Here is a 4877-nt window from a genome sequence, read left to right as displayed (position 1 = left end):
CCCCGCTATTCTCCTCAGAAGCAGAAATTTTATCCTCAATTTCTCGCAATCCTCGCTAAGGGCGCTATTCTCGGTCAGGCTCCTAGGTCACATTGTCCTAGAGCAGAGCGCCCAACGCCCAATTCAGCTTCTTACCTTTGATGGTCGAGGCGGTTTTGATGGGTATATTTCTGGTGTTTAGTCCATATCCGTGGGTATACAGATCTTTCTCAAAAGCGGCAGCAAAGCAAGTATTGAACAGGTAGGGGGTGACTTTGAAGCGTGTCGATCCACTGGTCAGGTTGTGCCATTGCTGGGAGCAAAATGCCTGACCTTGCCGCTCCAGGCTCTTGATGGAAAAGGCCTTGTCGATACCCAATTCTATCGCCGTATAATCATAGGCGGAAATCGCCACAAAGCTCGGCACTCCATCCACCATATGATGAGCGTTAATGTAAGCCGGTACATTATGCACCTTATCCACCAGGGGTTTTATCTTGTCAGCGCAAGCAGTGAAGTTCCCTGTCCCTTTTTCACCACTGGGTAAAGGATATCCCTTTGGAAAACAGGTTGGCTCATTGACGAACTGAGCCATAGCCATGGTTAATCCCAGTCCTAAAAAACTCGCTGAGCACACACGGCGGTTTTGATGATTAATGGTCATTGTCACAGCGTCTTTGCCGCCGCACTCATAAGTCACCTCCGTAGAGGCCCCACCAAGGTCCAGCACCCCCTCCGAGGGGGTTCCCCTGGCAAACGCTTCATTGAGGTAATTGAGGGCTAACCAACCGTAGATTCCTTCTTTCTGACCACTGATGGTTTTTACATCAATCGTTGACCGTGGGAAAGCCTTGGACAAATACTTTGTAATAGCCTTATTGATCGACGCCCTGTTACCTGGCGACAACAGGCGCATGCCTGCTGTAGAATAGAAAAGGATACGATCTGGCGCCCTGCCTTTAAAGCTTGAGAACAATTTGTCCATATAAGGCGCCAGATTATTAGACGGCAGTGATTGGATGCCTCCTTGCTGTATTACGCTCTTCTGAGAGTGAATGACTGGAAGTCCACTCGACGAATCTTTGATATATTGATAGAAATAAAGCCTTGAGCCAGAACTACCCGCATCCACAACTATTGTAGTTTTGTCATTTTGAGCAGGCTCCGCACTCGCCAGGGCAGGCAACAAAGCAATAATAATAATCGGCAAACGACTTAACCACTGACCAAATAACATGACACATCCCCACTTCTACTGAAAAAGACGGTTCTGTAAATTCACCCGTTGAAGGTTAGATTTCAGCAAATAAAAAAACAAGAAGTCGTAATGAGTGTAGCAAACGGGATGTGGACAGCAGAAATGATTGAGAAAGCCTGTCATTGCCGGGATTTTCAACGCGCGTTCAACGCACCTCTGCTCTGGCGATCAGATTGTCTTCCTGATGGCCGGGTTAGAAAAGGTCATTACAAAAGCTATAGATTAAAAAAGATTAAAAAAGATTAAACATTTCGTTTCAGATCAATATGCCACAAAAAAAGCGACTAAAGTCGCTTTTTTTGTCAGCAACAGGTACCGGAAAATACCCATTACAATTCAGTTGCCAGAATAATAAAAAAGAGTTAAGCGCTTACTCGCGTAGCAGCACTTAGCTGAGTTTTTCCTTGATACGCGCGGCCTTACCACTACGATCACGCAGGTAGTACAGCTTAGCCTGACGAACGTCACCACGACGCTTCACAGAGATAGAAGCAATCAGCGGGCTGTAAGTCTGAAACGCACGCTCAACGCCAACACCGTTGGAGATTTTGCGTACGGTGAAAGCGGAATTCAGTCCACGGTTACGCTTGGCGATAACCACGCCTTCGAACGCCTGCAGGCGCTCACGGCTACCTTCTTTAACTTTAACCTGGACAACAACAGTGTCGCCCTGAGCAAAAGAAGGGATCTCTTTGCTCATTTGCTCATTTTCGAGCGCTTGGATAATTCTGTTCTTACTCATTGGTTTGCTCCCAGTCGTCAAGTAATGTTCCACTCAGTCAGCAAGTCCACAGATTAACCCGTGGTGTCGCAATGTGACTGCTGATGGTCGTGAATAAACTCCTCCAGCAGTGTTTCTTCTTCGCTGGTCAACGTCCTGCGCGCTAGCAAGTCGCGGCGGCGTAACCAGGTTCTGCCCAGGGATTGTTTCAGACGCCAGCGCGCGATACGCTGGTGGTTGCCTGAACGCAACACCTCCGGCACTGTTCGACCCTCAAAGGTTTCAGGCCGCGTGAAGTGCGGGCAGTCAAGAAGACCCTCTGCAAATGAATCTTCCTGAGCGGAATCTTGGTGACCCAGGGTGCCCGGTACAAAGCGTGAAACTGCATCCATCAACGTCATGGCAGGGAGCTCGCCCCCACTGACTACATAATCGCCAATCGACCATTCCTCATCGATTTCGTTCTGTAATAACCGTTCATCAATGCCTTCATAACGCCCCGCGACCAGAATCAACCGCTTTGAAGCGGCCAGTGCTTTCACCCCTTGCTGATTCAGCAGACGTCCCTGGGGTGACAGGTAGATTACTTTGGTCTCGGCTCCTGCTGCCTGCCTGGCAGCGGAGATGGCGTCACGCAGAGGTTGAATTTTCATCAACATGCCGGGACCACCGCCAAAAGGTCGGTCATCCACGGTTCGGCGCAGGTCTTTGGTGAAATCTCTGGGGTTCCAGGTTTCCACGCCAATAATGCCTTTCTGGACAGCACGGCCAGTAATGCCGTGCTCAGTCACTGCCTGGAACATCTCCGGAAACAGGCTGATGACACCGAACCATAATTCAGCGTTTATAGCAGGTATCGATTGATCGAGAGTTGCCATAAACACTAGTACTCCGGGTCCCAGTCAACCCGGATAAACCCCTTCTCAGGGTTAACGTCAAGCACAACCTGATTAACCAGCCAGGGTACCAGACGCTCTCGCTTATCAACGCTGCCTTTGGACGGCGCTATCACCAGAACGTCATTGGCGCCGGTGGCCATCAGATGACTGACCTTGCCCAACAGAACGTTATCATTCACCCCATCGCGGGAGAAAACGCTCAGCCCTTCCAGTTGATGCCAATAGACCTCATCATCAGGGGCGGGGGGCATATCGCTGGCATTAACCATGATCTCGCTGTCGCAGTAGTTTCGCGCGCTCTCACGGTCATCACAGCCAGCAATGTGTACGACCAGGCCTTTGCCATGAAGGCGCCCCTGATCGATTTCAACGGTTTCAATACGGCCCTTGTGGCTGACTATCCAGTGGCGGTAGTTGAGAATGTTATCCATAGGGCTGGTATGGGAGTACACCTTGACCCAGCCTTTTACACCGTACACAGCAACAACGCTACCCAGTGTAATCCGCTTCACTGCGCTGGTTTCACTCGTTTTTTCGCCAAACGTCACTGGATCATCCACCTCAGGCAGCTTTAGCGGCGTCTTTCAGCAGTTGCGCTACACGATCAGAGGTAGTGGCGCCTAAAGATACCCAGTGAGCTACGCGCTCGCTGTCAACACGCAGGCGCACTTCCTGGCCGCGAGCCTGTGGGTTGAAAAAGCCTACCCGCTCGATGAACCGGCTGCCACGGGCTTTGCGGCTGTCAGCAACAGTCAGGTGATAAAAAGGGCGCTTCTTGGAGCCACCACGGGCCAGACGAATTGTTACCATGGACTGGTTTTCCTGTAGTTGATTTCCGGCAACTGACGCACCGGGTTCAGGGAGTGCCCCGTTCCTGGTACAGAGCCAGCCTTTCCTTACCTCAGATAGTGAATGACTGACCATAAAGGGCGCATATTCTAAGGAATATGCAAGCTTCTGACAACCAGTCTTCGGATATCCGCAGTATTTGGGATTAAATAGCGAAAGAGAGGTATCATCACTCCCACCCATCCGGGCACCTGATGCTATCCCTGATGCTATAAATGGCGCCTGAATAACGACGGCGTTGCTTTATAAAGGTACGGGAGAAGCAACGGCCTCCTCAATGTTAACCATGATTTTCTCAGCCATGGACATGGCCAGATTATTATCATAATAGGCGGCTTCATTAATAAAGTGTGGGTAAGCTTCATAGTCGCCTTCCCAACGGATTTCTCCCCCATTAAACAGCGCCATAACCGGGTCGCCTTTACTCAGTGGCTTAAAATCCTGATCCTGGACATTCTTATGCACCATGCCGATACGCTCACCTTTTTCGTTTTCCGGGAGTTTCAGGGTTTCGGTGTAACGGAAGGCTTCATAACAGGGGGGTAATTCAGGCAAATTACCGCCGTTACAATGATGGACATAATCGAGAATATGATGAGTCATGGCATCCATCTGTTCCAGAATATCCTGTCGCACCACGGACTGTGGCTGTGGACCCACTTCGACAATGACGCCCTGTGGCGCCACTGAGCAGAGGTAGGGGTGATCTGCCATGGGACAGGAATCTTCTACAATCACCACGACTTCAGGCATTTTACTTTTAAGATAAGCGCCCATCTTGCGATTGAACGCGTCCATCCGCAATAAAATCAGGCTCGGCCCCATGTTACTGGTGGTGTTATGTAAATCAATGATGAAGTCGGTTTTGGCGTCACCTTTTTTACCCTTTGGCCCTAGTTGCCCATTCATGGCCTTGGCACGGCTTTGCTCATAGTTGCACAAGGCGTCATTGTTAAGATCGTCAGCGGTAAACTGTCGGTTCAGATCACAATCCACATAACGCTTGTTTTCCTCGTGCGCTTTAGGGTTAGCAAAGACGGTATTCACAACAAAACTGTCACGAGCAACGCGTTGTGGTGATTGCTGCCACTGCTTAATCAAGGTGATGCCAGTGAACTCATTACCATGGGTGCCTCCCACAATGGCTACCTTCTTGATTGTTGTCATTAGC

At 49.9% G+C, this 4877-nt stretch carries 7 protein-coding genes; 1 reads left to right on the top strand and 6 read right to left on the bottom strand.

Going from position 1 to position 4877, the window contains the following annotated elements:
* Window positions 1-97 precede the first annotated feature (97 nt).
* The gene (locus V4C51_RS17135) at window positions 98-1216 is read right to left on the bottom strand and encodes a hypothetical protein (RefSeq protein ID WP_330927395.1); all 1119 of its coding nucleotides are present in this window, start codon (window positions 1214-1216) and stop codon (window positions 98-100) included.
* A 90-nt stretch (window positions 1217-1306) separates the two neighbouring features.
* Here V4C51_RS17135 and V4C51_RS17130 point away from each other — a divergent pair, with 90 nt between their 5' ends.
* Complete coding sequence (locus V4C51_RS17130) at window positions 1307-1483, top strand: hypothetical protein (protein ID WP_330927394.1); 177 nt, start codon at window positions 1307-1309, stop codon at window positions 1481-1483.
* A gap of 142 nt (window positions 1484-1625) precedes the next feature.
* Here the strand turns inward: V4C51_RS17130 and rplS are convergent, their stop codons facing one another.
* The 5 genes from rplS to V4C51_RS17105 all read right to left on the bottom strand — a co-directional run.
* Window positions 1626-1979 carry a 50S ribosomal protein L19 gene (rplS, locus tag V4C51_RS17125; RefSeq protein WP_330927393.1) on the bottom strand — a complete coding sequence of 118 codons (354 nt, stop codon included), beginning with the start codon at window positions 1977-1979 and terminating at the stop codon, window positions 1626-1628.
* A 53-nt stretch (window positions 1980-2032) separates the two neighbouring features.
* Window positions 2033-2836 (bottom strand): tRNA (guanosine(37)-N1)-methyltransferase TrmD, encoded by an 804-nt coding sequence (gene trmD / locus V4C51_RS17120; RefSeq protein WP_330927392.1) that lies wholly within the window; start codon window positions 2834-2836, stop codon window positions 2033-2035.
* Between the two features lie 5 nt (window positions 2837-2841).
* Window positions 2842-3405, bottom strand: coding sequence for a ribosome maturation factor RimM (rimM, locus tag V4C51_RS17115; protein ID WP_330927391.1), 564 nt, complete (start codon window positions 3403-3405; stop codon window positions 2842-2844).
* 13 nt (window positions 3406-3418) lie between these two features.
* The gene (gene rpsP, locus V4C51_RS17110) at window positions 3419-3667 is read right to left on the bottom strand and encodes a 30S ribosomal protein S16 (protein WP_330927390.1); all 249 of its coding nucleotides are present in this window, start codon (window positions 3665-3667) and stop codon (window positions 3419-3421) included.
* A 282-nt stretch (window positions 3668-3949) separates the two neighbouring features.
* Window positions 3950-4877, bottom strand: a 928-nt coding sequence (locus V4C51_RS17105) for an aspartoacylase (RefSeq protein WP_330927389.1), incomplete at its 5' end; no start/stop codon positions are given.

It is taken from the genome of Candidatus Sororendozoicomonas aggregata (genome assembly GCF_031528575.1).
Lineage (GTDB): Bacteria > Pseudomonadota > Gammaproteobacteria > Pseudomonadales > Endozoicomonadaceae > Endonucleibacter > Endonucleibacter aggregata.
The sequence above is the reverse complement of the archived record's forward strand: the minus strand, read 5'-3'. Positions and strand labels throughout refer to the sequence as shown.

Excerpts from the sequence above, each read along its gene's own strand:
- rpsP (WP_330927390.1), bottom strand. The coding sequence starts at position 3,667 with ATGGTAACAATTCGTCTGGCCCGTGGTGGCTCCAAGAAGCGCCCTTTT.
- trmD (WP_330927392.1), bottom strand. The coding sequence starts at position 2,836 with ATGGCAACTCTCGATCAATCGATACCTGCTATAAACGCTGAATTATGG.
- V4C51_RS17135 (WP_330927395.1), bottom strand. The coding sequence starts at position 1,216 with ATGTTATTTGGTCAGTGGTTAAGTCGTTTGCCGATTATTATTATTGCT.
- rplS (WP_330927393.1), bottom strand. The coding sequence starts at position 1,979 with ATGAGTAAGAACAGAATTATCCAAGCGCTCGAAAATGAGCAAATGAGC.
- V4C51_RS17130 (WP_330927394.1), top strand. The coding sequence starts at position 1,307 with ATGAGTGTAGCAAACGGGATGTGGACAGCAGAAATGATTGAGAAAGCC.